This window comes from Bradyrhizobium septentrionale (assembly GCF_011516645.4).
Classification (GTDB): domain Bacteria; phylum Pseudomonadota; class Alphaproteobacteria; order Rhizobiales; family Xanthobacteraceae; genus Bradyrhizobium; species Bradyrhizobium septentrionale.
This window is the reverse complement of sequence record NZ_CP088285.1, coordinates 7,625,337-7,639,440: the sequence shown is the minus strand read 5'-3', so window position 1 is coordinate 7,639,440 and position 14,104 is coordinate 7,625,337. Positions and strand designations below refer to the sequence as shown.

Genomic DNA, 14,104 nt, shown 5'->3' with positions numbered 1-14,104 from the left:
CCCGCCGAGGTCTTGAAGGATTGGCCTGGGGCTAGAATCCCGCGACGCTGCCGTGCAGGTCGTATTGGTCGGAGCGCTCGATCTTCGCGGTGACGATCTCGCCCACTTTCAGCGGGCGGCGGCTGGTGAGATAGACGGCGCCGTCGATCTCTGGCGCGTCGGCCTTGGACCGGCCTTTTGCAACCGTCGGGCCGACCTCGTCGATGATCACCTGCTGGCGGGTGCCGACCTTGCGCTTCAGGCGCCTCGCCGAAATCTTCTGCTGCCGCGCCATCAGCGCATTCCAGCGCTCCTGCTTGACCTCGTCGGGCACGGCATTGCCGATCGCGTTCGACGTGGCACCGGCCACCGGCTCGTATTTGAAGCAGCCGAGGCGGTCGATCCCGGCCTCATCGAGCCAGTCGAGCAGATAGGCGAAATCGGCATCGGTCTCGCCGGGGAAGCCGACGATGAAGGTCGAGCGCAGCGTCAGCTCGGGGCACTGCTCGCGCCATTTCTGAATCCGCGCCAGCGTCTTCTCCTGCGCGGCCGGGCGCTTCATCGCGCGCAGCACGTCCGGGCTCGCATGCTGGAACGGGATGTCGAGATAGGGCAGCACCTTGCCCTCGGTCATCAGGCCGATGACCTCGTCGACATGCGGGTAGGGGTAGACATATTGCAGCCGCACCCAGGCGCCGAACTCGCCGAGCTCCTTGGCGAGATCGAAGAATTTGGCGCGGACGCTGCGATCCTGCCAGGGGCTCTCGGCGTATTTCAGGTCGACGCCATAGGCCGAGGTGTCCTGCGAGATCACCAGCAATTCCTTGACGCCGGCCTTCACCAGCTTCTCGGCCTCGCGCAGCACGTCATTGGCCGGCCGCGACACCAGATCGCCGCGCAGCTTCGGGATGATGCAGAAACTGCAACGGTTGTTGCAGCCTTCGGAAATCTTCAGATAGGCGTAGTGCCGCGGCGTCAGCTTGACGCCCTGCGGCGGCACCAGGTCGATGTGTGGATTGTGCACCGGCGGCAGCGCGCGGTGCACGGCATCCAGCACGCTCTCATATTGCTGCGGCCCCGTGATCGAGAGCACGCCGGGATAGGCGCTCTCGATCTGCTCCGGCTCGGCGCCCATGCAGCCGGTGACGATGACCTTGCCGTTCTCGGCCATCGCCTCGCCGATCGCGGCGAGCGATTCCTGCTTGGCGCTGTCGAGGAAGCCGCAGGTGTTGACGATCACGATGTCGGCGCCGTCATGCTTGCGCGCGAGTTCATAGCCCTCCGCGCGCAGCCGGGTGATGATGCGCTCGGAATCGACCAGCGCCTTGGGGCAGCCGAGACTGACGAACGAAATATGGGGCGCTCTTTCCATGTGGTCGCCTGGAGCCTGATCTGAATTGTTCGGATATGGCGATCGAAGTAATTGATCCGACGGGAAAATTCAATGACTTGCGGCGCGGATTGTTACTCCGAACGGAAAACTTGGCCCATTGAAGTGGGCTAATCTTCCGGCTACGCAGCGGTTCCCCGCACCGACGGCACAAGCAATATTATGACCTCCGGAAAATCCGACCTTGCAAAGAGTTTAGACGGGGTACAGGGGCAACTCCGCCCGGTCTTGAAGGATGGCGGTTTCCGCGCGCGCGACCGAACATTCAATCGAACGACTTCAGATGGATTGACGGAAGTCGTTAAGATACAGATGGGCAGCTTCGATCCTCCCGGCACGACCTACGTGCCGGGATTGCGCGAAAACCTCTATGGCAAATTCACGATAAACTTGGGCATTTTCGTTCCGGAGGTTGCCGAGCAAAACGGCGGAGGGGCCCCAAAATCGTTCGTTCAGGAATATCATTGCTGCATTCGCACCCGGCTGCCAGTCCTTGGCCCTGAAGGCAGAGATGTGTGGTGGGACATCCAAGCGCATGAGTCTCTGGCTCACGATCTTCGGCAGCGCATTGAACGGGACGCGATTCCTTTCTTCAAAAAATTCGAAACGCGCGATGCGATTCTAAAGCAATGGCTAGGAGTGTCGAAGGCTCCTTACGCTTCCTCGCCGCCACGGATCGTTTGCGCGATTATCCTGGCCGGACGAGGTCAAAAAGAGGACGCGCGTATTCTCCTGGCAGCTCAGGCAAGAGAGACTTCGATTCCCGGACACGCAGCTCACGTTAGACGCCTTGCCGACAAACTTGGCGTAGCTGATCTCGCATGGTGAGGTGCAGACCTTCTCAAAGCATCGCTCAGTAGTTTACATTCGTCGCCTCAGGGGCACCCCAAGGACACAAAGCTCACTTTCGGCGCGGCCGCCTCTTGCATATCTACCCAAATCTGCCTGATTGATGGGCAGGAGCTAGTCCCAATTGCCGAGAATTACAACCCTTTCCAGGGGCTTCCGGCATGTTATGGATGGCTTTGCCGGGTCCTTAAGAGTCGTCGATGAGCGCTGAGTCGTCTCCCAAGATCGTCATAGTCGACGAGAGCCCGATCCGCGCAGCCATCCTCGAGGAGGGGCTGCGGGAGGCCGGCTATACCGACGTCGTCCATATCAGCGAGATGCAGAGCCTGCTCTCGCGGATTTATGCGCTTGACCCCGATATCATCGTCATCGACCTTGAGAACCCCAGCCGCGACGTGCTGGAACAGATGTTCCAGGTCAGCCGAGCCGTCCGCCGGCCAATCGCGATGTTCGTCGACCAGAGCGATGCCGCCTCGATCCAGGCGTCGGTGGAGGCGGGCGTCTCCGCCTACATCGTCGACGGCCTCAAGAAGGAGCGGATGAAGCCGATCCTCGATCTCTGCGTCTCCCGCTTCAATGCCTTCGCCAAGCTGCAGGACGAACTCGACCGCACCAAGCATGCGCTGGAGGAGCGCAAGGTGATCGACCGCGCCAAAGGCATCCTGATGAAGGTGAAGGGGCTGACCGAAGAGGAGGCCTATGTGCTGATGCGCTCGACCGCGATGCGCGAGAAGAAGAAGATCGGGGAGATCGCGCAATCGATCCTGACGGCGTCGGAGCTGCTGAAATGACCACACCCTTACGCGTCGGGTTCATTCCGCTGGTGGACGCAGCCGCGCTGATCGTAGCTGTCGACAAGGGCTTTGCCGCGGCCGAGGGCCTCGACGTCACCCTGGTCCGCGAAGTGTCGTGGTCGAATGTCCGCGACAAGCTCAATATCGGCCTGTTCGATGCCGCCCATCTGCTGGCGCCGGTCGCGATCGCCTCGAGCCTCGGGCTCGGCCACGTCAAGGTGCCGATCGCAGCCCCCTTCAATCTCGGGCTCAACGGCAACGCCATCACGGTATCGCCGGCGCTGCATGCAGCGCTGATGGACGAGATCGACGGCGACCGCTTCGACCCGATGGCGACCTCGCAGGCGCTTGCCCGTGTCGTGGCGAAGCGGCGGAAGAGCGGGGCGGAGCCGTTGACCTTCGGCATGACCTTCCCGTTCTCGACCCACAATTATCAGCTGCGGTTCTGGATGGCCGCCGGTGGCGTCGATCCGGACGAGGACATCCAGCTCGTGGTGCTGCCGCCACCCTACATGGTGGACAGTCTCGCCAACGGCCATGTCGACGCGTTCTGCGTCGGCGCGCCCTGGAATTCGGTCGCGGTCGATCTCGGCATCGGCCATATCCTGCACTTCGTCTCCGACATCCTGCTCAGTGCGGTCGAGAAGGTGCTGGCGGTGCGCCAGGCCTGGTCGGAGAAGCATCCCGACGCCGTGGCGTCGCTGGTGCGCGCGCATCTGCGCGCCGCGGAGTTCATCGAGCAGCCCGAGAACCGGTCCGAGGTGGCGCGCATCCTGGCTCAGCCGGAGCGGATCGGCGTCGACGCCAGCGTCATCCAGCGCACGTTCGATGGCCGGCTGAAGATCGCGCCTGATGGCACGATGCGCGAAAGCAACCGCTATTTGCTGGTCGGGCGCGAGGCCGCTGCGCGGCCGGACCCGGGGCAGGCGGCATGGCTCTACGCCCAGATGGTTCGCTGGGGCCAGACGCCATTCAAGCCGGAGGCGCTGAAGTCCGCCATGGCCGTGTTCAGGCCCGACCTCTATGACGCCGCGTCCGGCCGCCCAACGGGAGTCCCCAACTTGATCGGCGCGTTCGCCGGTCCACCGTTCGATCCGAGCGACGTTCCGGGCCACCTGGCGGCGTTCAAGATCGGGCGCTGGAAGCCCTGAGCGCGACGCAACGGCGGCGCCTCACAGGGTGACGGGTTGATTGCTCTGCTTGCTCAGTGTCATCACCCGCGCATGCGGGTGATCCAGTATTCCAGAGACCGCAGTGCTTGAGCCGAGGGGCCGCGGCGTACTGGGTCGCCCGGTCCATGTGCGCAATTGCGCACAGGCCGGGCGATGACTGCGGTGGACGAGGATATGGCTTCACATCCTCTCAGCTATCCACCTCCGGCTACTTTGCATGGGGTTGTTTTCGAGATTTTCGGTTATTGCGGGACCGGCGCTGGTTCCCGACGCCTCGAATTGCAACGAATAAGATTCTCGGGGGAAACCACGAGGAAGAATATTCCACTCGGAACCCAGTTCCCCGAGGTGGCGGCATCGCTATTTTCGCCGCCCGCTTGAATCCCGGCGCGAACGCTATTCCATATGCCCGAGAATGGGGCGTTGGAGATCGACCATGCGCGAACTATCGGCGGAAGCCCGCCTGCACTTTTACGCGCGACAAGTTTCAAGGAAGTCCGGAAGCGGAATTCATACCGCGGCGCTCTACAGCGCCTTTGCGGTGATCGCGGCCATCGTGTTCGGCACGCTGTCCGTCCATCCGTTCTGACGTCTTCGGAAATACAAAAGCCGCCGTCTGATGTCCTCAGGCGGCGGCTTTGTGTTGGCGGGATGCTGATCGTTCAGTATCCGGAGCCGTATCCATATCCGTAGCCGTAACCGCCGCCACCGCCGCAGGTGTTGCAGGTCGGCTGCACCGGCGCATAGTAGGAATAGCCCGGCGACACCATCTGGGTGCGCTCCTGGGTGGCGTATTGCGGCGCGATGCGCTCATAGGCGACGCCTTCCGGTGCGACCATCACGGTCTGCGGCACCATCACGGTCCGATACTGCGCCGGCGTGCGATGCGCGATCACGCGGCCCGGCGCCACCATCACGGTCTCCTGCACCGTGCGATATTGCGGCGGCACGCTCTGCACCTGGTAGCAGGTCGTGCAGGGCTGGGGCGGCGGCGTGTAGCAGCTGTAGCAGCCGGCAGATGCTGCGCTGGTGAAGGCGGCCGTGGCAACCGCGGCAATTGCGAGGGAGAGGCTGGTGCGGAACATGCTTTCGTACCCAATTTCCTGAGAGGACAATCAAAGGCTCGGAAGCTGCACCTAGCAATCAAACGGCAAGTTTGGGTTTAGGAAGACTCTTAACGGAATCTAAAAGGGCCGGCGCGAAGGCCGGCCCTTGTCGGTCGATGCGTTCGCGGCTCAGTGCGCGGTCTTGAACGGCGCGACCGTGATGCCGGCCTTGCTCAGCGCCTCGCGCAGGCCGCGCGCGATCTCGACGGCGCCATGCGTGTCGCCATGGATGCAGACGGTATCGGTCCGCATCTTGATCACCTTGCCGGTGACCGACACCACCGCGCCATCCTGCACCATCCGTACTACGCGCTCGGCGATCGCCTTGGGATCGTGCAGCACCGCGCCGGGCTTCTTGCGCGACACCAGATTGCCGTCGTCCTCATAGGCGCGGTCGGCGAACACCTCATGCGCCATCCGCAGATTGGCGGCTTCGCCGGCGCGCACCAGCTTCGAGTTCGCGAGAACCACGAAGATGAGATTGGGGTCGACCGCCTTGATCGCATTGGCGATCGCCCTTGCGGTCATGTCGTCCTCGCAGGCAACGTTGGAAATCGCGCCATGCGCCTTCACATGGGTGACCTTGTGGCCGGCCGCGGTCGCGATCGCCTGCAAGGCGCCGATCTGGTAGGCGATCAGGTTTTCGATCTCCGAGGACGTCAGTCCCGGCATCGGGCGGCGGCCGAAGCCGTGCAGGTCGCGATAGCCGGGATGGGCGCCGACGCTGACGCCGCGCGCCTTCGCCAGTTCGACCGTCTTGCGCATGATGTCGGCGTCGCCGGCATGGAAGCCGCAGGCAACGTTGACCGAGGTCGCAAGCTCGATCATCGCGGCATCATTGCCCATTTCCCAGGGCCCAAAACTTTCGCCGAGATCGCAATTGAGGTCGATGGTTGAGGTCATGACAACAGATCCGCTTGTTGTTGGTTTGATTCTACGGGACGGCGACCTGCCAGGTCGCGGCGTCGATGGCGCTGACCGCCTGGCCCGCGACGTTAGCATCTCTCAGCGCCTCGATGTTGAGGCCAAAATCCTCGATGCCGCGAAGACGTTCGGGCAGCGACCGCAGCAACTGATGGAACTTGATCGCCTCGGCCTGCGCTTCCGCCATCGTCACCGCCTTGAAGCGGAACGGCCGGCCGGCGGAGATCTGCGCGAAGCGGCCGAAATCGGCCGTGATCACGGTCGCGATCTTCGGATAGCCGCCGCTGGTGCCGCGGTCCGGCATCAGCACGATCGGCTGCCCGTTGCCGGGCACCTGAATGCTGCCGTTCACGGTGCCGTCGGAAACGATGTTGTGGCCGTCGAGGTGTTTTATCACCGGGCCTTCGAGGCGGTAGCCCATCCGGTCGCTGGTGGCCGAGATCTTCCACTCGCTGTCAGTGAACAGTTTCTTGTTCTCTTCGGCGAACTCGTCGTCCTGCGGGCCGAACACGATGCGGATCGGAGCATCGGTCGCAGCGGGCAATTCGATGCGGCGCTCGGCGGCGCCGCTGGCAGCCTGCGTCTTCAGCTCGTCGCCGCTCTGCAGCGGCCGCGGGTACGGGCTGCCGAGCCCGGCGCGGGCGTTGACGGCGAGGCTGCCGAACATCGGCTCACCCTCGATGCCGTGCTCGATCGCGAGATAGCTGAACGAGCCGCCGCGCGCGAAGCCGAGATTGAGCGTCTCACCCTCCGCGAGGGTCGCCGTACCGTCGAAGGCAACCGCGCGTCCGCCGATATCGGCATTGCGCGGCGCGCCGGCGAGCCCGACGCGCACGGCGCCGCCACGCGCGGTGAAGGCTGCGCCGAACGGGCCGATCTCGATTGCGGCGGCGAGCAGATCGTTGCCGACCAGCGCGTTGGCGGCGGCGAGCGAAAGCCGGTCCATCGCGCCGCTCGGCGTCAGGCCGTAACGCTGCGAGCCCGGACGCCCGCCGTCCTGCACCGAGCTTGCCGGTCCGATCGAGCTGACGACGAGCTTGCTCATGGCGTCACCAGTTCTGCGACGAACTCGCCAGCCTCGGCGGCGCGGTCCTGTTCGGCAAAGGTCTTGGCATCGACCGCCGAGAAGGTGATGGCGTCGCCCGGCTCCAGCAGGAAGGTCGGATCGCGATGCAATTGGTAGGTTCGCACGGGGGTGCGGCCGAGCAGGTGCCAGCCGCTCGGGCCGGCCAGGCACTGCACGCCGGTCTGAATGCCGCCGATCGAGATGGTGCCGGCCGGGGTCAGCAGCCGCGGGTCCTTGCGCCGGGGCATGTGCAGGAATTTCTCCAGCCCGCTGAGATAGGACCAGCCTGGCGTGAAGCCGATCATCGCGACGCGATAGTCGCCGGCGACATGGCGGGCCACGATCTCATCCGGCGTGGTCTTTAGCGCCTTCGCCACATCCTCCAGATCGATGCCGTGCTCGCCGCCATAGGTGACCGGGATGCGCCAGCGCCGCGTTCCGCTTTCGCTCGGTGGCGCCTTGGCCGCGCGCGCGAGCAGCTGCTCGGCGAGCGCGTCGAAGGTGATCTGCACGGGATCGTAATGCACCAGCAGCGAGCGGTAGGTCGGCACGGTCTCGGTGATGCCGGCGATCGGCTCGGCCGCGATCAGGCGGTCGAGCGCCAGCACCCGCCGGTTGGCGGCGTCGTCGATGGTGCGGCTGAATTCCACCGTGATGGCGCTGTCGCCACTCGGCAAAAGGCGGGGAGGAGCTAGCGTTTCGGCCATTGGATCAAACGGACTCGTTGGCCATCAAGCTAGCGTGTTTTGCAGCGAAACGGAATTCGTCTCGTGCAAAAAGATACAGCAACTTCAATAAATTAATCGGCATGCCGGCGATAAATTTCGATGATCGCAGCATTTTCGCGCTGCCCTTGACGCAACGCCTTTGCCCGGCAACATGCGCCGGACTTTTCCTCCCATCGGAGCAACCTTTCCAGATGTCACTGTCCGCCGAAGCGATCGCGACGCTGTCGCACGTGTCCACCGCCACCATCACCACCGTGCTGCTCAAGAAGGGCCTGCGCAACATCTGGATGCGCGGCACCAAGCCGCTGAAGCCGGGGCAGAAGCGGCTGATCGGACCCGCCTTCACGCTGCGCTTCGTGCCGGCCCGCGAGGATCTGGCGACACCGGAATCCTGGTCGTCGCCGATCTCGACCCGCACCGCGATCGAGGCGATGCCTTCGGGCTGCATTGCCGTGATCGATGCCATGGGCATCACCGACGCCGGCGTTTTCGGCGACATCCTCTGCGCGCGCATGGTCAAGCGCGGGGTGACGGCGCTGATCACCGACGGCGTGGTGCGCGACGTCGAGGGCGTGCTCGGCACCGGCCTGCCGGTGTGGTGCGACGGCTACGCCGCGCCGCCGTCGGTCGCAGGCCTGACCTTCGTCGGCTGGGGTGAACCGATCGCCTGCGGCGGCGTTGCCGTGTTTCCGAACGACGTGGTGGTGGCCGACCAGGACGGCGCCGTGCTGATCCCGCAGGCCTTCCTCGATCACGTGCTGGCCGAGGGGCCCGAGCAGGAGCGGATGGAAGCCTGGATCGTCAACGAGGTGAACAACGGTGCGCAGCTGCCCGGCCTCTATCCGATGAACGCCGAGACCAAGGCGCGCTACGCCGCAAGCAAGAAATAGCGTCAAGCAAGAAATAACATCAAGAGAGGGAGGTAACCCCATGGATATCCACGTTTCCGGCTCGCGGCCGACTCGCCGCGCGCCGAAGGAAAACTTCACCGGCAGCGTGCTGCAGGACCCGATCAACATGGCGCCCGCACCGGCGCGCCTGAACGCATCGCGCGTGTCGTTCGAGCCCGGCGCCCGCACGGCCTGGCACACCCATCCGCTCGGACAGACGCTCTACGTGATCTCCGGCATCGGCCGGGTGCAGGCGAAGGGCGGCCCGATCAGGGAAATCCGCCCCGGCGACGTCGTCTGGATTCCGCCGAACGAGAAGCACTGGCACGGGGCCTCGCCAGACAACAGCATGACCCATATCGCCATGCAGGAGGCGCTCGACGGCGTGTTTTCGACCTGGATGGAGCATGTGACCGACGAGGAATACAACGGCAAGCTCGGCTGAGACGCCGCTGCCAGCCAAGAAAAAAGCCCCGCTCATCGAGCGGGGCTTTTTGATTTTCCAATGGAGGCGATCAATTCACCCGCGTCCAGGTCTGGCCGCCGCAGAACATGCCGCCGAACGCGCAGCCCTGGACACGCAACGTGTCGGGGCTCTTCATCGCGATGGTCGAATCGTAAGTGCTGCCGCTGCTGGGATCGAAGATGCGGCCGCTCCACTTGTCCTTGCCGGGCTTCATGCTGATGAGAATCTGTTCGCCGTTGGCATTCGACTTCTTGTCGACGGCGTAGCCGCAGAGATTGGCGCCGCACTGTTCGATGCGGACATTGCCTTCCTTCTCTTCGGTCAGCCAGACCCCGAGCGGTGAATTGGCGGCTTGTGCCGGGACCGCGGCTGGCTTGGGCGCGGTCGGCGCGACGGCGCCGACCGTAGGGGCCGCGGCGGGCCTTGCCGCCGGCGCTACGCTGTTTTGCGGCACAACTGGCGGCGCGGGTGGCGGCGGCGTGGTCGCTGCGGCAGCCGGAGGCGGCGTGGCTGCGACGCTCGTGGTGGCCGGGTCCGTAGGTGTCGCTGGCGTGGGCGCCGCCGGGGCCGCGGCCTGATCAACGGCAGCCGGGGCGGGCGCGGCAGCCGCTGGCGGCGCGCCGGGCGCGGGCTGGGGATTTGTCGTGGGAGCTGTCTTGGCGTCAGTCTTGGCTTCCGCCGGAGCCGGCTTGCGCTTCTGCCCGGTGTCCTCGCCCTTGGCGCGCTTGGTGCGGCGGGGCGTATTGTCGTAGACGCCGGGGATCGAAACCGTTCCGCGATCCGGATCGATCCGGATGGTACGGCCGTCATAGTCGAAGGTGTATTGCGCCTGCACTTCCGCCGTGCTCGCCAGCAACAGCGTGGCGATCGCGAGAAGCTTCCTCATCTCGACCTCCAGTGCAGGGAATCATTCCCAAGGCTACGTGGTGACCCGCTCCGTTGAACGTGACCCAATCACGGTCAAAACATGAGTCGTGTCCTCGGGAGTTTGGTTCAAGTCACTGGATTGCGGCCTGGTTTCAGGCCGAGCGCGTCAACTTTGTGGGCACTCAAGCAGGCGCGTTTGCCGCAAGCTATTCGAACCACGCAGCATAGATTTGCGCGTAGCTGCCATCCTCACGCGCCATATGAAGCCATTGGTCGACGAACGCTTTCAAGGCGACGTCGCGCTGCATCCAGTAGGCCTTCTCCGCGAAGTCGAACGGCTTGTCGGGATGCACGGCGCAGAGCACGCCGGGATGCAGCTTCTGCTGATAGCGCGTCTCGGACGCATCGGTCATCATCAGGTCGGCGTCGCCCTTGGCGATCTCGTCGAAGATTTTTGAATTGTCGTTGAAGACGCGGATCTCGGCGGTCTTCACATTGGCGCGGGCAAAGCGCTCATTGGTGCCGCCGGGATTGACGATGACGCGGGTGCCCGGCTTGTCGATCTCCGCGATTGTCTCGAACTTGCCCTTGTCGGCGCAGCGCGCGATCGGGGTCTTACCCTCGCGCATGATCGGGGTCGAGAACAGGCCCTTCTTCTGCCGGTCGAAGGTGATGGAGACGCCGCCCATCGCGATGTCGAAACTGTCGGCCTCGAAATCCTTCATCATCTGCGGCCACGAGGTCGGCACGAACTCGACCTTGACGCCCAGCGCCTTGCCGAGCGACTGCGCCATGTCGACGTCGAAGCCGCGGAACGCCTTCGCTTCCTTGTCGAGCGCGGTGAAGGGCAGGTAGTCGCCGGTCATGCCGACGCGCAAGGTGCCGCGCTTGACGATCTCGTCGAGCCGCGACGGCGCCTGCTGCGCGTGCGCGGCAGACAGAAGCAAAGCGAGGGCGAGGCCGGTCAGCGCGCGAAACATCTGATGTCTCCGTCAATTCCCATGACATGTCGTTGCGGAGCATTTAGACCAGATGGGACGATCGAGCCAGCACAGCAGGCGCAAAAGTGACCATCTCGCTCCATGAAGCATCCGTCGGCGTCTATGTGCCGTATCTGCGCAATCTTTCCGCGCTGCTCGATCATGCGGAGGCCCACGCCAGGGCGCGCAATGTCGATCCTGACGTGCTGCTGGCAGTGCGGCTTTCGCCTGACATGTACAGCCTTCGCCAGCAGGTCGGAGAGGCGAACCGGCATGTCGTCCTGAGCTGCGCGTTGCTCGCGGGCTGCGCGCCACCGGCCTTCGCCGAGGCGGAGCCAGACATTGCCGAGCTGAAAGCGCGGATTGCGGCCACGATCGATTTTGCGCAGAGCCTGCCGGAAGCGGCGATCGACGCCGCTGCCGACAAGGACGTCGTCTTCACGTTCCGGAGCGGAGCGACCAGGCCCTTCACCCGCAAATCCCTGATTCTGACCTTCAGCGTCCCGCAGTTCTTCTTCCATGTCGCAACGGCCTACGACATCCTGCGCCACGCCGGCGTCGATCTTGCGAAGAAGGACTTTCTGGGACCACCGAGGCCGCCGCGGGGCTAGCCCTCGTTGCTGTCCTTGCTCGCCCGAAGCGCGGTCGCGCTTCGGCTGATCATCTCGTGCTTGAAATGCTCGAAGCGCCGCCGCGCTTCGGCCTCGCGTTCGTCGACGAACTTGATCGCGGCGTCGCCGTCCATCGGGCCGTTGACGTGCGGGCTCGATCCTTCGCCGACAGTCTCGTCGACATAGTAGCGGCCATCGTCCTCGCGCACCGTCCAGCGGAAGCGCAGCGCGGCCATCGGGCCTGGGCCGGACTTGGAATAGCCGTTGGCCTCGATCGGTCGCGGCGGTTGGACGGGCTCCGGCTCGCTCGGCTCCGGTTCGACTGACTCTGCTTTGACCGACTTCGGTTCGATCGACTCCGGTTCGACCGGCTCGGGCTGCTCCATCGGCGGCGGCTCGACGGGCGCGCCCTCGACGGACACGGCTTCGATGGAGACGATTCCGATGGTCGATGGCAGAGGCGGTGGCATCGCCGCGGAGACCGGCGGCTCCTCGACGGGCTCGGCTGCCTTCTCCGCCGTCTTGTCCGCCGACTTGTCGGCTGATTTGGCCGTCTCGGGAGGCGTCGTCGTCTGATCGAGAATGCTCGCGATTGCGGCGAGCGCATTGTCGGTCGGGTCGCTCACGGTTCGGTCTCCCAGGCATGACGCCGGCGGAATCGTGCCGACGCCCTCCCTATCTAGCTGATTGAACTACCCTTTGTCAGCCTGCAGCTACGGCTCTGATTGAATCAGAGCCGCAGCTGCAGGTTTCTTTATCTGACGCGTTTTCTTGACGCGAACCGGGAGCCACTTCGCTCGAAAACGCTATTAGGCGGACACCGGCGGGCGGCGGTCCTTCCAGGGACGGACCTGTTCGAGCTGGCCGGCCAGGCGGAACAGCAGGCCTTCCTCGCCGAGCTTGGCCGCGAACATCATGCCGAGCGGCAAACCGGCCTTGTTCCAGGCCAGCGGCACCGACATCGCCGGCTGCCCGGACATGTTGAACATCGAGGTGCCCGGCATGTAGCGGCGCAAGACCGGTGCAATGTGGGTCAGATCCTCGGACATCGTGTTCAGCTCGCCGAGGCGGAGCGGCGGCGCGCACAAGGTCGGGCTAAGGAAGATGTCGCAGCCCTCGAAGAAGGTCGCGAGTCCGCGTGAGATCTGGAATGCCGCAAGCTGCGCGGCGACGTAGTCGACCGGTGTCAGCTTGACTGAATTCTCTGCGCTCGCCAGCGTCAGGCGCTCGACGTCGTCGGAGGTCAGCTTGCGCCCGACGCGCTGCTCGATCAGGCGGATCGTCAGCGCCGTATTGCCGCCGACGATCGTCGTCATGGTCGCTGCCGGATCGGCCGCAAGCGGCGGCGCGCGCTCCTCGACATGATGGCCGAGGCCCGCCAGCAGCTTGGCAATGTCGCGGACCGCCGTAGCGATCTCGGGATCGATGGCGTCGCCATAGGGCGACTTGTCGGTGAAGCTGATGCGCAAATGCCCGGGATCGCGGCCCACCTCCTGGGAGAACGGCCGTTGCGGCGGCGGCGCGACGTAGAGGCTCGACGGCTCCGGGCCATGGATCGCATCCATCATCACCGCGCTGTCGCGGACGCTGATGCTGAGCACGTGACCAACTGAAAAGCCGCCCCAGCCTTCGCCGCGATCGGGACCACACGGGTTGCGGGCGCGCGTCGGCTTCACGCCGAACACGCCGGAGGCGGAAGCGGGGATCCGGATCGACCCGCCGCCGTCGCTGGCGTGTGCGACGGGCAGGATGCGCGCCGCGACCGCAGCCCCCGCACCGCCGGACGATCCGCCGGAGGAGTGGTCGAGATTCCAGGGATTGCGGGTCGGGCCGAACAGGCGGGATTCCGTCGTCGGCATCAGGCCGAACTCGGGGCTCGCGCTCTTGCCGAAGATCGTCAGGCCGGCGTCGAGGAAGCGCTGGGCCAGCGTGCCGTTGTGGTCGGCAACGAACTCCTTCAGCAGGCTTGCGCCCGACGTGGTACGCGTGCCCTCGAGCAGGTCGAGGTCCTTGAGCAGGAACGGCACGCCGGTGAAGGGACCATCAGGCAATCCCTTGGCAATCTGGCGTTCGGCATAGTCGTAATGCTTGACGACGACCGCATTGATCTTCGGATCGACGGCGGCCGTGCGCGCGACGGCCTCGTCGAGCAGCTCCTTTGCCGTCACGTCCTTGTTGCGGACGAGCTCGGCCAGACCGACCGCGTCGTAGTCGCCGAATTCCTTGAAGGCCATGTGGGTACTCCGCATCGCCGGGCCAATCGCAAGGATCGGCCGCGGCGC

At 64.7% G+C, this 14,104-nt stretch carries 16 protein-coding genes; 7 read left to right on the top strand and 9 right to left on the bottom strand.

The features are described 5' to 3' along the window. Positions 1-31: 31 nt before the first annotated feature. Positions 32-1,351, bottom strand: a complete 1,320-nt coding sequence (gene rimO / locus HAP48_RS38175; protein ID WP_166205038.1) for a 30S ribosomal protein S12 methylthiotransferase RimO — start codon at positions 1,349-1,351, stop codon at positions 32-34. A gap of 180 nt (positions 1,352-1,531) precedes the next feature. Here rimO and HAP48_RS38170 point away from each other — a divergent pair, with 180 nt between their 5' ends. From HAP48_RS38170 to HAP48_RS38155, 4 genes are all read left to right on the top strand, one after another. Continuing rightward, a complete protein-coding gene (locus HAP48_RS38170) occupies positions 1,532-2,197 on the top strand; it encodes a DUF4304 domain-containing protein (protein ID WP_166205037.1) in 666 nt (221 codons plus the stop codon). A 221-nt stretch (positions 2,198-2,418) separates the two neighbouring features. After that, positions 2,419-3,009 carry an ANTAR domain-containing response regulator gene (locus HAP48_RS38165; RefSeq protein ID WP_074130515.1) on the top strand — a complete coding sequence of 197 codons (591 nt, stop codon included), beginning with the start codon at positions 2,419-2,421 and terminating at the stop codon, positions 3,007-3,009. Further along, positions 3,006-4,163 (top strand): CmpA/NrtA family ABC transporter substrate-binding protein, encoded by a 1,158-nt coding sequence (locus HAP48_RS38160; RefSeq protein WP_166205036.1) that lies wholly within the window; start codon positions 3,006-3,008, stop codon positions 4,161-4,163. The genes HAP48_RS38165 and HAP48_RS38160 overlap by 4 nt, the downstream gene beginning before the upstream one ends. 457 nt (positions 4,164-4,620) lie before the next feature. Continuing rightward, positions 4,621-4,773, top strand: coding sequence for a hypothetical protein (locus HAP48_RS38155; protein ID WP_165123581.1), 153 nt, complete (start codon positions 4,621-4,623; stop codon positions 4,771-4,773). A 73-nt stretch (positions 4,774-4,846) separates the two neighbouring features. On the opposite strand, the gene HAP48_RS38150 is transcribed toward HAP48_RS38155, so the two are convergent. The 4 genes from HAP48_RS38150 to pxpB form a co-directional block, all read right to left on the bottom strand. Further along, complete coding sequence (locus HAP48_RS38150) at positions 4,847-5,269, bottom strand: hypothetical protein (RefSeq protein ID WP_166205035.1); 423 nt, start codon at positions 5,267-5,269, stop codon at positions 4,847-4,849. A 150-nt stretch (positions 5,270-5,419) separates the two neighbouring features. Beyond that, complete coding sequence (locus HAP48_RS38145; protein WP_166205034.1) at positions 5,420-6,193, bottom strand: LamB/YcsF family protein; 774 nt, start codon at positions 6,191-6,193, stop codon at positions 5,420-5,422. 31 nt (positions 6,194-6,224) lie between these two features. Continuing rightward, the gene (locus HAP48_RS38140; protein ID WP_166205033.1) at positions 6,225-7,259 is read right to left on the bottom strand and encodes a 5-oxoprolinase subunit C family protein; all 1,035 of its coding nucleotides are present in this window, start codon (positions 7,257-7,259) and stop codon (positions 6,225-6,227) included. Next, positions 7,256-7,987, bottom strand: a complete 732-nt coding sequence (pxpB, locus tag HAP48_RS38135; RefSeq protein ID WP_166205032.1) for a 5-oxoprolinase subunit PxpB — start codon at positions 7,985-7,987, stop codon at positions 7,256-7,258. The genes HAP48_RS38140 and pxpB overlap by 4 nt, the downstream gene beginning before the upstream one ends. A gap of 212 nt (positions 7,988-8,199) precedes the next feature. Between pxpB and HAP48_RS38130 the strand changes: the two genes are divergently transcribed. Both HAP48_RS38130 and HAP48_RS38125 read left to right on the top strand, forming a co-directional pair. Then, positions 8,200-8,898, top strand: coding sequence for a ribonuclease activity regulator RraA (locus HAP48_RS38130; RefSeq protein ID WP_166205031.1), 699 nt, complete (start codon positions 8,200-8,202; stop codon positions 8,896-8,898). 40 nt (positions 8,899-8,938) lie between these two features. After that, complete coding sequence (locus tag HAP48_RS38125) at positions 8,939-9,343, top strand: (R)-mandelonitrile lyase (RefSeq protein WP_166205030.1); 405 nt, start codon at positions 8,939-8,941, stop codon at positions 9,341-9,343. 70 nt (positions 9,344-9,413) lie between these two features. Here the strand turns inward: HAP48_RS38125 and HAP48_RS38120 are convergent, their stop codons facing one another. Together HAP48_RS38120 and HAP48_RS38115 are read right to left on the bottom strand one after the other, a co-directional pair. Then, positions 9,414-10,250 (bottom strand): DUF2147 domain-containing protein, encoded by an 837-nt coding sequence (locus HAP48_RS38120; RefSeq protein WP_166205029.1) that lies wholly within the window; start codon positions 10,248-10,250, stop codon positions 9,414-9,416. Between the two features lie 187 nt (positions 10,251-10,437). Continuing rightward, entirely contained in the window at positions 10,438-11,211 is a 774-nt protein-coding gene (locus HAP48_RS38115) for a transporter substrate-binding domain-containing protein (protein ID WP_166205028.1), read from the bottom strand. Positions 11,212-11,297: 86 nt separating this feature from the next. Between HAP48_RS38115 and HAP48_RS38110 the strand changes: the two genes are divergently transcribed. Continuing rightward, positions 11,298-11,822 (top strand): DUF1993 domain-containing protein, encoded by a 525-nt coding sequence (locus tag HAP48_RS38110; protein WP_166205027.1) that lies wholly within the window; start codon positions 11,298-11,300, stop codon positions 11,820-11,822. On the opposite strand, the gene HAP48_RS38105 is transcribed toward HAP48_RS38110, so the two are convergent. Together HAP48_RS38105 and HAP48_RS38100 are read right to left on the bottom strand one after the other, a co-directional pair. Next, entirely contained in the window at positions 11,819-12,448 is a 630-nt protein-coding gene (locus HAP48_RS38105) for a hypothetical protein (protein WP_166205026.1), read from the bottom strand. The two genes, HAP48_RS38110 and HAP48_RS38105, sit on opposite strands and share 4 nt — an antisense overlap. Positions 12,449-12,631: 183 nt before the next feature. Further along, entirely contained in the window at positions 12,632-14,056 is a 1,425-nt protein-coding gene (locus tag HAP48_RS38100) for an amidase (protein WP_166205024.1), read from the bottom strand. Positions 14,057-14,104: the final 48 nt, after the last annotated feature.

What these genes read in the sequence shown, in the direction of transcription:
- rimO (WP_166205038.1), bottom strand. Translation starts at nt 1,351, where the DNA reads ATGGAAAGAGCGCCCCATATTTCGTTCGTCAGTCTCGGCTGCCCCAAG.
- HAP48_RS38170 (WP_166205037.1), top strand. Translation starts at nt 1,532, where the DNA reads ATGACCTCCGGAAAATCCGACCTTGCAAAGAGTTTAGACGGGGTACAG.
- HAP48_RS38165 (WP_074130515.1), top strand. Translation starts at nt 2,419, where the DNA reads ATGAGCGCTGAGTCGTCTCCCAAGATCGTCATAGTCGACGAGAGCCCG.
- HAP48_RS38160 (WP_166205036.1), top strand. Translation starts at nt 3,006, where the DNA reads ATGACCACACCCTTACGCGTCGGGTTCATTCCGCTGGTGGACGCAGCC.
- HAP48_RS38155 (WP_165123581.1), top strand. Translation starts at nt 4,621, where the DNA reads ATGCGCGAACTATCGGCGGAAGCCCGCCTGCACTTTTACGCGCGACAA.
- HAP48_RS38150 (WP_166205035.1), bottom strand. Translation starts at nt 5,269, where the DNA reads ATGTTCCGCACCAGCCTCTCCCTCGCAATTGCCGCGGTTGCCACGGCC.
- HAP48_RS38145 (WP_166205034.1), bottom strand. Translation starts at nt 6,193, where the DNA reads ATGACCTCAACCATCGACCTCAATTGCGATCTCGGCGAAAGTTTTGGG.
- HAP48_RS38140 (WP_166205033.1), bottom strand. Translation starts at nt 7,259, where the DNA reads ATGAGCAAGCTCGTCGTCAGCTCGATCGGACCGGCAAGCTCGGTGCAG.
- pxpB (WP_166205032.1), bottom strand. Translation starts at nt 7,987, where the DNA reads ATGGCCGAAACGCTAGCTCCTCCCCGCCTTTTGCCGAGTGGCGACAGC.
- HAP48_RS38130 (WP_166205031.1), top strand. Translation starts at nt 8,200, where the DNA reads ATGTCACTGTCCGCCGAAGCGATCGCGACGCTGTCGCACGTGTCCACC.
- HAP48_RS38125 (WP_166205030.1), top strand. Translation starts at nt 8,939, where the DNA reads ATGGATATCCACGTTTCCGGCTCGCGGCCGACTCGCCGCGCGCCGAAG.
- HAP48_RS38120 (WP_166205029.1), bottom strand. Translation starts at nt 10,250, where the DNA reads ATGAGGAAGCTTCTCGCGATCGCCACGCTGTTGCTGGCGAGCACGGCG.
- HAP48_RS38115 (WP_166205028.1), bottom strand. Translation starts at nt 11,211, where the DNA reads ATGTTTCGCGCGCTGACCGGCCTCGCCCTCGCTTTGCTTCTGTCTGCC.
- HAP48_RS38100 (WP_166205024.1), bottom strand. Translation starts at nt 14,056, where the DNA reads ATGGCCTTCAAGGAATTCGGCGACTACGACGCGGTCGGTCTGGCCGAG.